Raw genomic sequence first — 16,945 nt, 5'->3', positions numbered from 1 at the left:
GATTCGTTTTACTTCGTGTCGAATTGGGTTACACCATCCCAGTTATCAGGTGGTGGATTCAATTCAAAATACGCGATGCGGTTTTCGTAGAGGGCATGCAAAGTAGGATTCGTAACCAAGCTGCCCTGCAAACCTGCCAACTGTTCACGTGCCGGCAGCCATTGCTGGGCACGAAATGCCTTCAAAAACCGATTCCATTGTTCCAACTGATCTAGACTGGCTTGGGTCAGCACTGTGCGCTCCCCCAAGGGGGCATAAATTGAAACGGGCTCATTCTTCCCTTTAACCTTGACGGCATCCAGCTCTTGAAACACCATACCGGGCACAGCGGCTTTGGTTTGCGGACCAACAATAACGCCCACACCGTAGGTTTTGGTGATGCCCTCCAGCCTCGAACCCAGATTCACAGCATCGCCCATGACGGTGTAAGCCCGGCGAATTTTTGAACCCATGTCGCCCACTCGCATTTGCCCTGTGTTAACACCCACCCCAATGGCCAGCGTGGGCCAATTGCGCGCCAAAAGTCGTTCATTCAAACGCACAGCCTCCTCCTGCATGGCAATGGCTGCTTTGGTGGCCAACTCGGCATGTTCGGCATCGGCAATGGGTGCGCCCCAAAAGGCCATAATGGCGTCACCGATGTATTTGTCCAAGGTACCTCGATGGGAGCGAATGATTTCTGACATCACGGTGAGGTATTCATTGATGTACTCGCGCAATTCATTGGGCTTGAGCGATTCTGAAATCGTTGTGAAACCTCGAACATCCGAAAACAGCACTGTGAGTTCGCGGCTTTCACCTTCCATGGAATAGCGTGTGGGGTCGGCGGCCATTTCAGAGACCAATTCTGGCGCTACATACTCCCCGAACAAATCCACCATTTGCCGCTTGCTGCGCGATTCTGCCAAATACCCATAGGCCACATCGAACATGAATATGGCAAGCACCAGCAACAACACCACCGCCACCGGCAATACCAGGCCTGCCTGAAAATACAGCAAGGAATTGACCGCCACGCTGGCCACCAACACCGCCAGTGCAACCAACAGCGACCAGGTGGCACTGAGAATGGGCATCATCACACTCAGTACGAAACCCACTGCCAACACTGTAATGAACAACAAACCCTGCGAATACTCAGGCCGAAGTTTATAAATGCTGTCGAGCATGCCACTGATCACATTGGCATGCACTTCTACCCCCGGGTAGGCCGGATTCACGGGTGTGCTTCGCAAATCGAGCAAGCCAGGTGCTGTAGTACCGATCAATACAATTCGACCTTCAATGTCTTCGGGCTTCAATGTGCCGGCAAGTACATCGGCAGCAGACACATAGCGATAGCCGCCAGCATTCGGACCACCCTTGGCCCGGAAATGAACACGGGTTAACAAGCCACGTTCAACTGGAATGTCCAACTCGACTTCAGGAGACCTTAATGCAATCAGCTCCACTGCACCATAATCATCCGGTACGCCTTCTGGAAACACAGGTATCACCTGTGGGTTACCCAAGGCCCGCCGCAGTGTGCCCAAAGCAAAACTTTGGTAATAAGCATCATTGAATTGAGCAAGCAGCGGAATGGAGCGAACGGTGCCGTCCTCATCCACAATCGGATTGAAATAGCCGCCCTCTGCATTTTTCTGCAGCACAGGTATATTGCCGCCATAGCCCTGCCAGCTTGTACTGTCGAGGGTCAACTCGCCCAACTGGCTTTTTTTGAACAATGCTGGCGGAAGCGCGCCAGACAAGGCTGTTGGATCCTGATTCAGGTAGTACCCCAACACCACAGGGCGATCAGCCAGAACTTGGGCCAACTGGGCATCTCGATCAAACTGCGCTTGAATTCCAGATCGCATTTCCTGCAACTGACTGCGCAGCGCAGGTTTGTTTTCAATGATAGTGTCCAAAGCAAGAAGCGCATCACTTTGCTGAGGTTCGGCAAACACAATGTCAAAACCCACTGCAGCGGCGCCCAACCTGTCGGTCAACTCAACCACAAGCTTGGCCACCACATCGCGAGACCATGGCCAACGCCCTACTTCGCTCAGGCTTTGTTCATCAATATCGACAATCACAATGCGCGGATCAAGCTCAGGCAATTGTGCCTCTGCCCGCAGCCGCACGTCATAAACCAGGTAATCAAGACGCTTCACCACTTCGCTGGGTGCGAACCCCAACACATGCAGCAAAGCCACTGCCGTGAACGAAAAACCCACACCAATGCGAAATGCTTTGCCCGCAATTTTTCGCCAAGACTTGATCAATTTGCTCATGTATCAACTACCATCAAGGCGCACACTGCGGTGCCGAGAATGGCGGGGCAGACAGGGTGATGTCTTGAACAATTACATCGGGCGGTGCAGTCAGCAATTGCGGAGGCAGGTTACTCAATGTTTGTACAAAGGCACCCTCACCTCGGTTCACCTCGAGCGGAGCCTGATTGGAGTTGGTAATGACGATGGTGCCGTCGTTCACAGCAACAAACAATTGCGAACCCTCATCTGAAGAACCACTGCCCTGCGTCAAAGACTGCACAGGCGTAGACGACAGGGTTTCAAAGTTTGCAGGCGTGGTTTCAGGCAGTGGACCCGCATTGGGCACATTGCCCAGCACGTTGGCCAGGGAATTGATGACTTGAATATTCACATTGCCCGCAGGAATAACCGCCGATTGCCCTGCATTGATCACTGAATTTAAATTGCCTGAAGTGACAATAATTTGCCCATCACGAAGCTCAACCGTCAGGTTGGCTCCGCCCGAGCACACAACCAAGCCACCCGACACTGATGTACATGAGATATCAATTGCCGTGCCTCGAATACCCACCGTCGCAGTTTCAGTAAAAAACTTCACGTTGTTGGGTTCGGCTTTGGCAATGGCGCCGGTTACCGCACGCACAGCCCCTTTGAGCAACTTGAACGAGGCCACTGAGGTTTGTGGTGAAGCTGGTGCGTATCGATAAGCCGCCACTTGCATGGAGCTGCCACCTGGCAGAGTGAGGCGTGTGGAGTCAGCCATGCTGACCACGGCAAACCCACCTTCCGACACATCGATGGTTTCCCCCGCAAATACAGCTGATCCTTTTTGCAAAGCGCGTCGCTTGCCTTCGACCGACACAGCGAACAATTCGCCAGTCAGTTGGGAAATACGCCCCGCCACATCAGCCGTGGAGGTATTTGTGGCTGTGGCTTTGTCAGACTCGCCCTTGGCCAGGCGAGTACACTCATTGCCTTTGCAAATTCGGGCAGTGAAGTCGGTTCCCCGAATACCAATGGTGGCTGTTTCGCTTTTCATTGAAAAAGCGTCTGCACTGCCACGTTTGCCAATCAACCCAGTGAGTGTGCGCAACCCCCCTTTAACGAGTTTGAATTCGGCTTTGTCGGCTATGGGTTGCTCCGGTTGATATTCATAGTTTTCAACCACAAAGCGCGTGTTTGGGCGCAATGCCACCTGCGTGGTGTCCACAAACTCCAGCACCGTGGTGCTTTTTGCCTGGGTATTGATGACATCGCCCACATTCAACTTGGTACCTGCACTGGCAAATTTATTTTTGCCTTCCGAAGTTTGCAGATTAACCAAGCCTGTCACTACTTTGATGGTACCTACCACTGCTTTAGCAGGTTGACTTGCCGATTGCCCACCCGTGGGTGCGAGGTCTTTGGGTTGAATATTTTGGGCGAACGCTGTGTTGTTGCCAAAAACACTCAAGGCTAGCAAGCTGAAGGCCAATAATTTTTGCATGTTGTTGGTCCTCATTTGCACACCGCCGAAGCCCGTTGTGGATCACTTTGGGTGGTCTTCAACTCAATGTCATTGGACTGCTGTGAGATGGTGGTACCTGCGGTACTTTGATTGGCCACCTCGACAGCCTCCTCTTCCTGCTGGGTTTGCTGCGTGCTGCTTGTGGATGTGGTACCCGAGCTTGGCTCGGTGCTGCTTGTGGAAGTGGACGTGGGCGTAAAGGCCTGATTCAGGTTTTGCCCCACTGCAGTACTGTCGGTTCCGGTGCTTTGCGTCAACGAGGTTGGACTTGTTGGCGAGGTGGGCTCGGGGGTCACTGGCGGCGGTGAACTTACAGCCACCGTTGATGTACTCATTTGCTGAATTGGCAACTGCTGCCCATTTGTGGCGTTGGCAATTACAGGTGAAGAGAAGGTGTAAGCAGAACTGGCAGGTGAAGTGGAAATACTTCCGAAAGTGCCGTTGATGGTGTTGGCCTCCAAGAAGGCGTACTGACTACCCGCAACCAGCGTACCACCTGAAATATCAATTAAATTCAATTGACCCGCCAGGTTGGCGTTGCCCTGTACCACGATGCAATCGAAATCAGTACCCTGAACCCCACCGTTGCTGGCAATTTCAATGTCGATAATGCTGCTGGCATCCAGGTTCAAGTCACCACTCACGGTCATCAAGCCGGGAGATGCACCTGGAACGATTCGACCACCTTGGGCATTCAAATTACCGTTGATGTTTGCAAATCCACGCAAGGCCCCGCCGTTGATGTTGATGTTACCCACCAACTGGGTTCCTGGCTGGACAGTGAGGTTACCGGCGGATTGACTGTAACCTGTATCAAACGTAAACAATCCGCCGTTGAAGAACACATTCGCAGCATTCTGAAAAGAACCACCGAAATAAATGTCCTGCACCGACCCACCTGAGAAGTTCAATGAGCCAGTGCCCACATTCACAAAGCTATTTCCAAATAGGCCAGAACCAGTCAAGTTCAAAGTTCCTGCGTTAGAAAACAGACCTGTACCGGAGACCAAATTTGAAAAAGTGTAGGTGCCAGTGTTGTTAATTGTGCCGCTGTTTACAATCGAATTTTGAACAATACCCCCACTGGTATTGTTGAGGTTCAAAACACCGCTGTTGTTCAACATACCCGTGCCGGTCAGCAAGCCACTGAGTGTGTAATTACCCTGAAACTCAAGCGTACCGTTGTTTTCCAGATTATTTGAAATATTTTCATTGGATGCGTTATTGACGAACCGGGCGATTGCATCACTCCCGACAAGCAGCCTTCTTCCGCTCATCAGGTCTGAGGCTGTAATCGTGGTGAGACCTCCCATCAACATAATGTCGGTAGGCGTTTGAATCTGAGAAAAATTCAATGTCAAATCGGGGGCAAATTCAACCCCACTTCCCGTGACGCCTGCTGAGTTGAGATTAGTAATCACTGAGCCCGCAAAAGTGCCAGCCTGGGCCACATCGAATTTCACGCAGAAATCTGACACCGAGCAGGTCAAGCCATTGACCGCCGATGCATCAGGGGTGCCATCAATCACGAAGGAAGGGTTGGCAAATCCGTTTAACACAGTAGTGACTGGCGTGGAGAAACCGTCAAAATCATCATACTCAGCCAAAGCCACAGCTTCTGGGGTCAGTTGGCCCACGAGGAAGACGGGACGCTGTGGTGGCGTTGATGAACCATAAAACAGTTGTAAAGCCGGTGGCAAACTTGGCGCATTGCCGGTTACATTCAAACGAATACCACTGCCTACATTCAAGGTCATTGAGTCTGGAATGGAATCAGCGGCCATCGGGTCATAAGCTCGTCTGCCAGCAATAATCAAGTTACCTTGCGTTCCTGAACTGATCGTTGCGGAGCCATTCAAGTTGGCCACGCCCGCAGCATCAGTTTCCACAATCAGGAAAGCATCACCGCCCATATTGATAGTGGCACCATTCAACACAGCAGGCGTTACAGGGGCACCATTTCCATCCTGACTGGCCAGCAACACCACACCGGTTGGCGATACGTTGATCGTTGTACTTACCTCGGTGTTGCGCAGCTCCAGAAAACTGTCTGGCGCAATATTGATTGAATTGGCTGTGCCCGCACTGGTCAGTAAACCACCGGTTACCACCAAATCATCGCCAACCAGAATATTCCCTTTGCTCAGCGGCGCTGAAGTTGCAGCGTTGCCGGCGTTCACCAGACTGTTATCCCAAACGCCCTCGGCTGCAAGGCGACCACCATTGCTGCGGTTTACATCGTACAAATCTGCAGAAGTGAAATTGCCAGACAAAACCAGAGTGGAATTTGCACCATTTACATTCAGGGTACCGTCTACGGTGGACACGTTCTTGCCCTCCAGGCGCACACGGCCACTGTTCACGGTGAGCGAGCCGTTGAAGTCCAGATCAACAACAGGTTCAAAATCGTTGTTCAACGATTGTGAGAACTGAACCTCACCAATTCTGAGAGAGCGTCCGTCGCCTCCGGCATTGACTTGAATGTTTGCAGACTGAATCACCATGGTGTTGATGGGGGTTGACATGCTGACTTCAGAGTTGAGGTCAAAGTTCTCTGTGCTGGTTTGTATGGAGTTCAGGAAACCATTGACTTCAATGGTCACCGGTGCCTCCAGACGCCCATCCAGCCCGGTGATGTCAACAATTGCCCCACCCGAGGGAGAGCTTGAAAAACTGGCAGTTTCCAAAGGTGGCATGGAGTGAATAATGTCGTCGGTGGCCGCCCCGTTCATGACAATGCGCGCACCCTGTTGAGCAACGAATTGCCCTTGCGTTGTTGAGATATACGCACCAGGTTGCTTGGCTGGAACCATCGGGGTAACACTCACCTCTGAAGAGGAGGAGTTAAACGCACGCCCCAGTTCAAGAAAAGAGCCAGTCGACAGGGTAATTCGGGAATTGGCACCCATGCCGAGTGCCTGGAAACTTGCATTGTTAAAACCTGCACCAATATTGAAACTTCCGTTTAAATCAGTATCAATCGCACTCAGGAAAGAGGATGAGCCAAACTCGTTGGACATCATATTGAATGTGCCGTTCAGAATTGCCTTTTGGTAATACAAACTAGAGCCCACCAGATTGATGGTACTTCCCGTACCGGCTGCAATATCACCAATTTGGTAAAAACCAAAAGGTGAGCTGCTGCTGCCAGCACTACTTGAAAAATTCAAAGTGCCGGCATTGGTGTTAATTTCGACAATGTCGTTGAAGCCACCGTTGAAATTGACAGTGCCACTGGAGACCAATTGGTTCAAGGTGGTATTGGGATTCAAATCAAACGAAAATTCGGGATCAAATCGTGTAAAGGTCGACACTGTACTACCGGCATCTACAGTCAGACTATTCGCATCCAAGAAGTTGTATTGCAAATTGCCTTGAATGGGTGCGGGCAAGTCAAAATTGTCTACACCAACGCGAATATCAGTAGCTGGGGTAGTTTCAATGCCAAACAAGCTGAGATCATTCACCATCAAGTTGGCCCCAAGCACATTCAATTTCACCGTTTTCTCGGGACTGACAATGTAGCTTTGCTGGGTCATTGGATCGGTGGCCACCGCACTGGTCACGGATATTCGATTTAACGCCAATGGGCCACTTATACCGGTGTTCATACCCGACAACAAATTCACACCATCCAGGGGCAACTGGCCCTGCGTGTTGGTGGGTAAAGCCGTACCAAGATCGTACGGCGACAAAATCAAATTACCGGTGTTACCCAAGTACAGCGGGGCATCGACATACACAGGCTTTGCAATGTCGTAACTCAAGAACAGATCGAAGCCATCAAAAACTTGCTGCCCAGGCATCAAACCCACGGCTGCATCAATATTGATTTCACCTTTGGCTTCCAAAAACAGTTCCGGATTAAAACCAGTCGATTGAGAGGAGTTTTGATCAATCAAAATGGGGGCAGCAATGGTCAAATTACCGTCGCCTGGTTGCGTACCAGTGGTGTAAATTTGGACAAAACCATTGTTTTCCAAACCAGCCACTACCGTGCTGTTCAAAAGAAATGACTCAGTGGGCGAGAAGGTTGAAGAAATATCGTCGGTGGAAAAAAATGGGCCTTGTGAGCTGTTTTCAAGGTTGAAACCACCTTGGGGAATTTGATCCACAATCGTCAAGTTAGCCGGGTCGATCAGCCACTGCCCTGCTTCCCCCTGGGCTGCTGAAGTATTCGCAGCCACATTCACTGCCAGGCTTTGCTTACCCGAGGTTTCTACCCGACCGCCATTGCCACCCAGGGCACCGCCCTTGGCTTGCACTTCAGAATCCACAGCAGTGTGGCCATCGGCCCATACCACCACTTCTCCGCCATTGCCATTGGCCGTGGCATTCGCAGAAATTTGGGTGTTGGCCTGCACCACGGTTTGCTGCGCATTGGCCAGGCTTTCATCTAGCCCTTTCCAGCCCCCACCCACATGCACTGTGCCGCCACCGGTGCCACCATCGGCAGAAATGCGTGCTCCGCTCAGCACAGCCACGCGTTGGCCGGTGATGTCAATTTCACCACCTTGGCCTTGGGTACTTTCGGCAAGCACCTGTCCGCCCACCAATGCATCACCTTGCGCGATGAACCGTATAACGCCACCTTCACCCACTTGCGCACCAGTGGCTTCAACCACGCCGCTGTTTTTCACCAAATGCGAAAACAGTGATGCATTTTTACTGATGATTTGGCCCAGATTCACTGCTTTGTCGCCGTCCTTGGAGGCAACGGTCAAGCCAATAGTAGGGTGCCTCATGTCGACAATGGTAACGCTGTGACCTGCGGCCAACAAAACCTCACCATCGGCGTGAATGATGCCGCTGTTTTCAATGCTGGGGGCCAACAGAACAATGGAGCCACCCGAGTGCGTAGTCAGTGAGCCCTGGTTGACGATGTTGCCCGCCGTACCCGCGGAGTCGTTGAAACGCAGATGTCCGTTCAGCAAATCTGTATCGGAAGCTGCCAGGGTGCTGGCCAAAAAGCCTGCGGTGTCAACCACGGCACCTTGGCCAAAAAACACTCCCGCCGGATTGATCAAAAATACTTGCCCATTGCTTTGCAAGGTGCCAAGAATTTGGGACACATCGCCACCGGTAACACGGTTAAACACCTGGCTGGCTGCATTTTGTTGAACAAACTGCGTGGTTTGCCCAACATCAATATTGAACTGTTGCCAATTCAGAATGGCACCCGGCGTATTGGTAATCTGCATCAGGTTGCCAATGGTTTGCGCGGTGGCCTGCCCAGCAACCACCGACATCCCGGTGGGGTTTGCATAAGCTGAACTGGCAATGGCCATGGCAACACCCAAAGCCACGGCCTTGCGTCGAAACTGGGTACCTGAACTGCGAACTGAGCTGCGGCTTGAAAGACGATTGGATTTCATGGTGTCTTTCCTTACAGGGAAGTGGCAAAAGTGACGTGCAACATCACATCACCATGCGGTTGAATGGGCACGCCTGACACCACCTTGGCCAGGTCGACTCGGAATTGGTGTTTGGGGGAAAATGCGAAACGCGCGCCCACACCATAGGACATTAAATGCGGCTCGACAGGTGATCCGAACACTGGGTTGTTGAACTTCAACTGAGCGGCGTCCACGAAACCAACAAACTGCAAACGCTCAAACAAAGTGCCGAAATTTTTGCTGACATTCGGGCCCATCAGCTCGAGCGACTGGCGGGTACCGCGATCTGCGGAAATAACCCGTTCTTCAAAACCACGCACGGAGTAAACACCCCCCGCACCAAACTGCTCGCCGGGAATCAAAGAGTAATCGGTGTGTTGTGCATCCAGCTGCGCGGTCAGGCGCCAGCCAGGCATCACCTGTTCAGACCAACTGGCGTTGGCTCGAATGACATCAAAATTGGCCTCGGCGGCCGGGTTGGTCATGCGGTACTGGGTGGTTGAATTGTTACCACCGGTGACATAGTTTTTAAAGTACCCGATTTGAAAAGCCCGTTGCCGCGAATCAAGTGCCTCGGAGAGGGAATAAGACACGCCCACAGGTCTGCTTTCCAGTTCTGGAACCAAACTTGGCCCAAAACCGTTCAATTGAACCTGACTGACAAACTCTTTGATTTCGTGAGAAAAGGTAAGTCGAGCATCGAACCCGGCCAAACGATCCAGCAACTTCACCCACCGAATTGCAGCAGTGGTACCGGCACCGGCCACTGACACAGAACTGGCTCCAACGCTCAAGTTACCCGCGTCCACATTCGAATCGCTGTACGCCAATTCAAGCATGGAGCTAATGCTGTAAAACGGTACTTTGTAATTCAGGCCAAATACCTCGACATCTGACCAACGCCCCGGCGAGGTCACGTATTGAAACGAAGCCATGTGACCTTTGTTAAAGGCATTGTTGTGTTGCAAGGCCAAGCCCATGCGGAAATCACCCGTGGCATTGGTACCAGAGTTGTCCAGCGTCAAATATGCAGCCAATGGTTTTTGATCAGAAACCTGCACTTTCGCGTCCACCAAGCCTGGCTTGTCGCTGGGCTCCAGGCGTACACGGACGATTTTCGCCGGGTTGTCATTGATCAAACGCAGGTTTTTATCCATGTCCACAGTGTTGATCAAGGCCCCTGGTTGAAGCACCACCAAGCTTTCCTGAATGGACTCCGCCGTGAAGTAGTCGTTACCCGCAACAGTGACTACATCCAGCCGCGCATCGACAATTTGCAGTTTAAGCTGTTCACCGGGTTTGATTTCCTGCTCAGGAATCAACACACGAACTACTTCATAACCCGCCTCGGCATGTAATTGTTCAACGGCCACGGTGGCAGTTCGCAAATCGGAAAAAGTGATTTCACGACCGGAAAAACCACTCAGCACAGCCATGACTTGGTCCCGCGGAATTAATTCCGGTCCCAACACCTCAAAACCCGACACCGCGAAACTGGGTTCCTTGTATTCTTCACTGCTTGGCTGGGAACCTGATGTGCTTTCAGGCAGGGTTTGCGCATTTGCAAGCTGCAAATGCGAATTGACCAACAGCACCACTGCACAGGCGACTGCGGAAAGTTTGAATTTCATAGAATTGTTGTGTAACCGTTAAATGTTAAAAATCATTCCGGCCGATAAAATGCGCAGCGGCTGGCTTCCCGGATACTGCTGTAACTCTTTTTGAATCTCGTCGTGCTCTCTGGGCTTTAGATGACTAATCCAGATTTCACATGCTGCGTTTAATTTTTGAAGCTCACCAAACAACAAACTTGGGCACAAATGCTTGGCCAAATCTGCAAGCCATTTCTCCTTGTCAGGAAAAGCAGCCTCAATAAAGAAATAATCTACCTTTTTTGCGTAGTTGATAAGGGTGAATAACCGGTCTGTTTGGTGCGTATCTCCGGAGAAGCACCACCCCCCGGTGGGAGTAGTCAAAAAAACACCCACGGCCGGGACCGTATGATCCACCTCTACGGTGGAAATTCTGCGCTCACCAAACACCAGTTCTTCTTCAGGCTGTATCTCAACATACTCCAGAACCGGGTTCTCTGCTGTGGGAATTTTCGAGAAATCAGGCCATATTTCCTCATTGAAAATATGTTGCTGCAAGGCCCTGATTGTGGGGAGGGTGGCATACACACGCAAGGGACTTCTGCGGCCCACGCCCACCGTGTCGATTAAAAAAGGCAAACCACAAATGTGGTCCAGGTGGGAATGGGTAATGAATACATGCTCAATTTGCTCGAGACGGGCAAAATCGAGCTCGCACAGGCCTGTGCCCGCATCGATCAAAATATCACTGTCGATCAGGAAGCTTGTTGTTCCTTGTCCGGGAATACCGATACTGCCGCTGCAACCCAACACCTCTACCGTAGAGTGTTTTTGCATCAAAGCCTCGTAAGAATGACGACTGCGTTGTTATGTAGTTTTGTGAAGCAAAGCCAGTATATCCGGAATTGCTTTACGCCCAGCCTCGTAACCCAAGGCAACGATCTCTTCTCTGCGCTCAAACTCCATCAATCCGATTTTTTCAATGGAAGGCTGAACATACAGGTCACTGATGACTTTGGCCTGTCGTGATTTCTCAATACCGCCCAATTCAATGACACGCATCAGCGACTTCATCATGGTGGGCATTTGCACACTGCTGTCGTCTACCATGTGCGCGGTGATGTCTTCCTCAAGGCCCACGTCCACGGTGAGAATTTTTCGTGCGCCGCGAGTACGCATGCAATCGACAGGCACATTGTTGACCAGTGCGCCATCCACCATCACGTGCCTGCCCGCCATGAATGGCTCAAAAAATACCGGGATGGAAGTACTGGCGCGCACTGCCTTCCACAACGGGCCTTGTTCAAACAAGAACTGGTTGCCCGTGGTCAAATTGCAACTGATGGCGAAAAACGGAATCGGCTGGTCTTCAATTAACGAATCACCAAATGCTTTTTGATACACCTCGTCAACTGCCTTGCTTTTCACAAAGCCATGTTTGGGTATCCAGTAGTCGGTCAGTTTGAATGGCAAACCTTTCTTGAAACTGATGGCAAGGGCCTTGTTCACATCGGCGGCCGAGCGCCCCGAGGAGATAAGCGCACCCACCAACGCGCCCATTGAGGTTCCCCCAACCGAGTCCACGACCACGCCAGCCTCCTCAAGTGCCTGAAAGAAACCGGCATGGGCGAATCCGCGGGCACCGCCACCGCCCAGCACCAGGCCCAAGGTGAGCCCCAGAATGTGCCGCGCAGCACGTGCGTTGTCGGAATGGTGGCCACGCCGAACATGCAACAGCTTGAACCCGCTGCCAAAATTGGCGTGTATGCGCTGTACAACCGACTGCTCAACCCAGGCCGCTTCGTGCACCAGTACAAACCACACCGGCAAGTCGTCGTCGGCGCTTTTCAACTGGGCTTTCAACAAGTCGCAACTGCGCGAATCATTCAAGGTGCTTGCACACAGCATCACCACCATGCAATCAAGCTCTTCAATCAGGCGATCGTCCAAAACCTCCAGGGGTTCTGTCTCAATCATTTCAACCACCCAGTCTTTGGCACTGACAGAACTCGGCGGGGTTACGTCACCAAGCTGTTTCCAGCGTCGCAACTCACAATGCCGTGCCATGGCAGACTGAAATCCTTCAACGGCCTGCATGCCAAAACCCTCGGGGCGTACAAAAGACTGAAACAAAATGAACTGGTGTTGCTTCAAGGGGCCGCTGTAGCCGAGTTCACGCTTGAAACGGGAAACGAGCATTCGGATCAGGTGGTGATACACCGAGCGACTGAACTCACCGAACTGCTCCAGGGCGGTTTGATCAATTTCAAGCAGAACACTGTCTCGGCGGGCAGAAATGCTGACTGTACGTGGCGCTTGGTCGAAAAAACCAAGCTCGCCTATCATTTCGCCGGGGAAAAAAGAAAGGGCCAGGTCTTGAAAGCCGTCTGGGCGAAAACGCTGTCCTTTCAACTGACCTTGCAACAAGAGATAAAAATGATGACTGGGCTGACCTTGCTCAAACAAAGTGTCGCCACGGGGTAAACGAACCAGTTTTGCAAGTCGAATTAACTGCTCAGCTTCAGTGGACTGAATTTCGAGCTTTTTGGACAAAAGCTCAATGGCATAACTCAGCTCAATAACCGGCAAGCCAGCGGGTTCGGACACAGGGACACCGTTGTAAGAATAATTTGCCTTGATGGTAGCAAACTATTGCCTCACAAAGCACCTACCCCCATGGGGCCCCTGGGATTGTTGCCACTTGTTGAAACTCAGCGATTCAGGAAACCTTTCAGGGCGTCCCTCACCTTTTCCTCGGCCTTGCCTTTCAACTCTTCTTTTTTCTCATCAATTTTTGGCTGCAATTTGGCTTTGGCCGCTTCTTTTGCCAGTTCTTTGAACTGAAGTTCCCACTGAACGCCAGTGAATGGGCCATACAGGCGAACGGGCACCGTTACCCCGTTCAAACCAGAATCAAGCGTTTTACCGCCCTGCCCTGTGCTGGTGGCCACCACCGAGGCCTTGGCCAGGTAGTCAAGGGAATTGCTGATCAAATTCACCTGCCCTGCGCCACCAATTCGAAACAAGGGGGCCATCACATTCAAGTCATTCGAGGTAGCCACGCCATTGGCAATGTCAAAACTGACTGCCAATGAACTGAAATCCGTTTTCTGAGTGGTGTCGGTTTTTTGGGTGGCGTTGCTGCCGGTCGTCAGCAAGGATTTTGCATTTCTGAATTTCTCGGCCAGATTAATGCCTTTGATCGCACCATCCTGAAGACTCACCGAAACCTTTCCATCCAGGGCAGCTTTCATCTGGTTTACCGTGTTGCCCGTGGTGCGAATGTTGATGCCCACATTGCCCTTGCCCTCGACCATGTCTTTGTCAAGCAGCGCCTTGATTACAGGTTGAACTTGAACACCAGTCATGTTCTGGTTCACGGTCACCGTTTGAGTATTCGCATCCGCGGTAATTACACCCGTGGTTGAACCACCGTAAAGCTTTGCATCCAGCGGCGAAATGGTCAGTTTGCCCCCTCGCGCCACAGCCTTCGTTTTCAATTGCTGGGCCTGAATATTCGACACTTTCAATTCACCTATGTTGGCGGTGATGTCCAGATTCAGATTGCGCAGCGGGCTCAAATCAACAGGTGTGTCTTTGGATTTTTCACCCGAGCTTGCTGCGGTCTCGGTATTGGCGTTTTTCTTGGGGGGCAACAACGCATCAATGTCCAGCTTGTCCGCATTCAATACAGCTGTAATCGCCGGTTTGGAGAAATTCTTCACGGCTGCTTTCAAATCAAAACTGGTGGCCTCAAACTTCGAGTTCAAATCCAGCTCCGCAGTTTTTTCTGTGTTGTTCACCGCCAAACGGCCTGCCAAAGGCATGCTGGCCTGTTTTTTTGGTAATGCCGGGTCTTTCACATCCAGTTGACCCGTCAAGGCTGCCAACTCAATCAACTCGCTTTTCATGTTCAGGCTCATGGGGCTGGCCAGCTGCAAATTCACCGTGCGCTCACCTTCCACCAAATTCACTGTAGTTTTCAATGCAGCAGACACCGCCTGCTTCAAATTGCCCTGCAAGCCTGCCAAGTCAAGCGTGGCGTTGATACTGCGTGTGGCTTGCTTCAAGTCGGCCTTGAAATTCAAGGCCTCACCACGCGCCACAGTGTCGCTGAGTTCCAGTGAAGGCGAGCTTAGGCTAACGTCGAATGCTCCCACGTTGGGAAGTTGGCCTTTGGCCTTGGCATCCAGCGACTGCGCTTTAACCTCCAAGGTATTCGGGTTCACATTCAGGGTACTGGCCTGCACATTCACATCGGCTTGCTGCTGATCCAGTTGGCCCAACACGGCAAACTTCAGGTTCTCAAAATTCGCATACAGATTTTCACCCAGTCCAAACTCAAGACGGGTGTTCAAGTCGATGTTCAAATCCGCCTGCGGCTTGTTGGCCTTCACATTGCCCTTCAATGCAATGTCTGTGGGCACCCCCTGCTCAATGCGACCGCTTTGCATGGCGAAGTTGTTCAACGAGGCCTCTAACCCGGTCTGCTTGTCAGCATATGTCACATTCAGATTTTCAAGCGCAATCGAGTCCACTGAAAAATTCACGGCCTGTCCACCCTCTGCCGGGGCATCTTCCATTTCTTGCTCAACCTGATCGGTTGTTTCAGGATTGCTCAAATCATCGAAGTTGAACTTGCCATCGGCATTTTTCACCACATTCACGGTGACACCACTGGCTTGTACCGCGTCTACCACCACCTCTGAACTTAGCAGCGGCAACAAAGCCAGTGAAATACTGACTTTGTCAGCCTTCAAAAATTGATCGGTGCTTTGGAATTCAGAAAGAGTGACGCCGTTCAAATCGGCGCCAATGGAAGGGAACCACTTGAGCTGCACGGGACCCGTGAACGCCAAATCGCGTTGCTGCTTTTCCTTGACCACTGCGCTGGCTTTGTTCAGCAAAGCCTGCTGGTCAATTGTGTTCACCAAAATGGCTGCGGTGGCTGCCAATACTACCGGCACACCAATCACAATGCCCACGCCCCATGCAATTGCCTTTTTCATGGCAAACCTCCTTAAACTGCGGGTTCTTCAGTCGCCTGGCTGATTTTGCTCCACACGCTTGGCCCTTTGGCCGCTTTTTCAATGTCCGTCAAATAGGCTTGGTGCAGCACCAACTCCTCATCGGTGGGCTCAGGTTCTGGCAAACTCAGCGCGCTGAGTTTGATTCGCTCTACACCATCGTCCTCATGATGCGCATTCAGATCAATCACCAGGCTGTCTTGCCCGCGGGTCATCGCCAAATAAACTTCCGCCAGAATTTGCGAGTCCAGCAGCGCCCCGTGCAGCTGACGGTGTGCGTTATTCACCCCAAGGCGGTCACACAGCGCATCCAGGTTATTGCGTTTGCCGGGAAACATTTCACGCGCCATGCCCAGGGAATCGATTACGCCGTCCACATAGTCGGCCATCTTGCCCAAGCCCAGACGTTCAAGTTCACCATCCAGAAAACCGATATCGAATGATGCGTTGTGAATGATCAGCGTGCTGCCCTGCACAAAATCAAGAAAGTCTTTGGCGATTTGCTTGAATTTCGGCTTGTCTGCCAGCATTTCATCGGAAATACCGTGCACCTGGAATGCACCCTCATCGACCTCACGCTCGGGGTTGATGTATTGGTGAAAATGGTGGTCAGTCACCTGCCGACCATTCACTTCGATACACCCAATTTCGATAATCCGGTGACCCTGCCTAACTTCCAGGCCGGTTGTTTCTGTATCCAGTACTACATATCTCATTGTTTCATCGCCTTTTCTACACCAAGGTTTGCCAAGGCATCGGCCTTCTCGTTGCCGGGGTTGCCAGAATGGCCCTTCACCCAGTGCCAGCGTACCAAATGACGAACACTGGCCTCATCGAGTATTTGCCACAAGTCGGCGTTTTTCACCGGCTTTTTGTCCGAGGTTTTCCACCCGTTCATTTTCCACTTTGGCATCCACTCCAGTACACCTTTACGCACGTACTGCGAATCGGTGTACACGTCGATGCTGCAACGCTTCTTTAAAGCATTCAACCCTTCAATTACAGCGGTCAATTCCATTCGGTTGTTGGTGGTGTTCAACTCTCCGCCGCACAATTCCTTGGCATGCTCACCCGATTGCAAGTACACACCCCAACCGCCTGGCCCCGGGTTGCCCTTGCAAGCCCCGTCGGCATACATCACGACGCTGGCAATTCTTTGTTCAGTCAC

General features: G+C 51.7%; 9 protein-coding genes. All 9 read right to left on the bottom strand.

What is annotated here, in order from left to right:
* Positions 1-8: 8 nt before the first annotated feature.
* Positions 9-2,273 carry a CHASE2 domain-containing protein gene (locus HKT17_RS05595; protein ID WP_171098489.1) on the bottom strand — a complete coding sequence of 755 codons (2,265 nt, stop codon included), beginning with the start codon at positions 2,271-2,273 and terminating at the stop codon, positions 9-11.
* Positions 2,274-2,286: 13 nt separating this feature from the next.
* Positions 2,287-3,741 carry a FecR family protein gene (locus HKT17_RS05590; protein ID WP_171098487.1) on the bottom strand — a complete coding sequence of 485 codons (1,455 nt, stop codon included), beginning with the start codon at positions 3,739-3,741 and terminating at the stop codon, positions 2,287-2,289.
* 11 nt (positions 3,742-3,752) lie between these two features.
* On the bottom strand, positions 3,753-9,137 hold the full coding sequence (locus HKT17_RS05585; protein WP_171098485.1) for a two-partner secretion domain-containing protein: 5,385 nt from the start codon (positions 9,135-9,137) through the stop codon (positions 3,753-3,755).
* A gap of 11 nt (positions 9,138-9,148) precedes the next feature.
* Positions 9,149-10,789: a ShlB/FhaC/HecB family hemolysin secretion/activation protein gene (locus HKT17_RS05580; protein WP_171098483.1), complete on the bottom strand. Its 1,641-nt coding sequence runs from the start codon at positions 10,787-10,789 to the stop codon at positions 9,149-9,151.
* Positions 10,790-10,807: 18 nt separating this feature from the next.
* Complete coding sequence (locus HKT17_RS05575; protein ID WP_171098481.1) at positions 10,808-11,587, bottom strand: 3',5'-cyclic-nucleotide phosphodiesterase; 780 nt, start codon at positions 11,585-11,587, stop codon at positions 10,808-10,810.
* A gap of 30 nt (positions 11,588-11,617) precedes the next feature.
* Positions 11,618-13,357, bottom strand: coding sequence for a patatin-like phospholipase family protein (locus HKT17_RS05570; protein WP_171098479.1), 1,740 nt, complete (start codon positions 13,355-13,357; stop codon positions 11,618-11,620).
* A gap of 104 nt (positions 13,358-13,461) precedes the next feature.
* A complete protein-coding gene (locus tag HKT17_RS05565; protein WP_171098477.1) occupies positions 13,462-15,759 on the bottom strand; it encodes an AsmA family protein in 2,298 nt (765 codons plus the stop codon).
* Between the two features lie 11 nt (positions 15,760-15,770).
* On the bottom strand, positions 15,771-16,493 hold the full coding sequence (dnaQ, locus tag HKT17_RS05560; protein WP_171098475.1) for a DNA polymerase III subunit epsilon: 723 nt from the start codon (positions 16,491-16,493) through the stop codon (positions 15,771-15,773).
* Positions 16,490-16,930, bottom strand: a complete 441-nt coding sequence (gene rnhA, locus HKT17_RS05555) for a ribonuclease HI (RefSeq protein WP_205882538.1) — start codon at positions 16,928-16,930, stop codon at positions 16,490-16,492. The genes dnaQ and rnhA overlap by 4 nt, the downstream gene beginning before the upstream one ends.
* Positions 16,931-16,945 lie beyond the last annotated feature (15 nt).

It is taken from the genome of Limnobacter sp. SAORIC-580 (assembly GCF_013004065.1).
In the GTDB taxonomy this organism is placed as follows: Bacteria; Pseudomonadota; Gammaproteobacteria; order Burkholderiales; family Burkholderiaceae_B; genus Limnobacter; species Limnobacter profundi.
The sequence above is the reverse complement of the archived record's forward strand: the minus strand, read 5'-3'. Positions and strand labels throughout refer to the sequence as shown.